At 42.0% G+C, this 1,344-nt stretch carries 1 protein-coding gene; it reads left to right on the plus strand.

All coding sequences use genetic code 11. The features are described from left to right. The first annotated feature begins 632 nt into the window (after nucleotides 1-632). A complete protein-coding gene (locus RUMCAL_RS14610; RefSeq protein ID WP_242823494.1) occupies nucleotides 633-1,157 on the plus strand; it encodes a type II secretion system protein in 525 nt (174 codons plus the stop codon). Nucleotides 1,158-1,344: the final 187 nt, after the last annotated feature.

The following is a 1,344-nucleotide window of genomic DNA, read 5'->3' on the forward strand; positions in this document are numbered from 1 at the left end:
CTGAGGGATTATCTCGTGAAATCTGAAGCAAAAGGAAAAGATTTCAGTGAAAATCCCTCCACCGTCTGCGGCGGTCCCCCTTTTCTTTTCAAGGGAGGCAGAAAAAAGAAGCCTATTAAAAAATCCCCGCAACATTCTCCCCTCAACTCCCGCGAAATGTAACGCGTTACATGATTTTTAGAGAAAATGTATCAAATTCGCGGAAAAGTTGGGAGTAATTTTTCGTTTGCATTTTGAAGCGGAAAATCGACTGCATTTGAGAAATCTCCAGAATCAAAATAGTTTTATGTGAAATTCGACACGATTTTATCAAAATCAGAGCCGCATTATCGGAATCGTACAAAATCGGCTAAAAAATGGAAGCGAAAAACCACGCAATTCTGCCACTTTTCCGGTGCGTTGTAGATGTGCACAAAAAGTATGTTTGTTTGTTGTTCCAAATGCAGAATATGCACAAACTCTATTGACAACACTGCCAGATTGTGCTATAATAGACTTGCAAACAACGAGAGGGAACGTTGATAAGAACTCTCGTTTGATTCTCCTGAAACTCCGGACGCGATGCCGGCTAGACGCGAAAGCGGGGATTTCGGGAACAAGGTTATTTTATTTTACTAAATCAAATTTGAAAGGTGGAAACCAATATGAAAACCCCGATGAACGTATTCAACACTGCAATGAAGAAGAAAAAGAACCGCAAGGGCTTCTCCCTCGTCGAACTGATCGTCGTTCTGGTCATCATGGCAATTCTGTCTGCGGCATTGATTCCGTCTTTGATCGGTTATATCAGCAAGACAAAGGAACAGAATGTACAGAGCGAATGCCAGCAGGCTGTAACAGCTGCACAGACGATTGCTTCTGGTTTGTATGCATCTGCAGATGGAAAGTATACTTTCACACCTGCTGGAGGCACTGCTGTAACCGTTGATGATTCCAGTACTAAAAATATTGTTACTACTATGGGCAGTGCACAAAGTGCAGTAAAGCAATTGGCTGAAGTCCCGGGTACAATTGTTACCATTGAAGTTTCAAGTGATGGTCTTGTAAAAAAACTGGTGTATGCGGAAGGCGATGGATCGAGCGGAAAGAAAAATTGTACCTATACTAGAGCTGATGCAACTGCTGCTGGTACATATACAAATGGAAAGGTAGCTTAATCTATATTAAATCCTTTATCTAACATCTAAGACAATAACAAAGCATTCAGCACATTGGGTGCTGGGTGCTTTGTTTGGTTTCCGGCGGTTTTGTCATTCTGTCGTGGTTTTTTCACATTTGTGAAGAGATTGTGTGGAGGTGGACTATAAGGTAAAAAAGGCTCCCTTGAAAAGGGAGCTGGCAGCC

This window comes from Ruminococcus callidus ATCC 27760 (assembly GCF_000468015.1).
In the GTDB taxonomy this organism is placed as follows: Bacteria; Bacillota; Clostridia; order Oscillospirales; family Ruminococcaceae; genus Ruminococcus_C; species Ruminococcus_C callidus.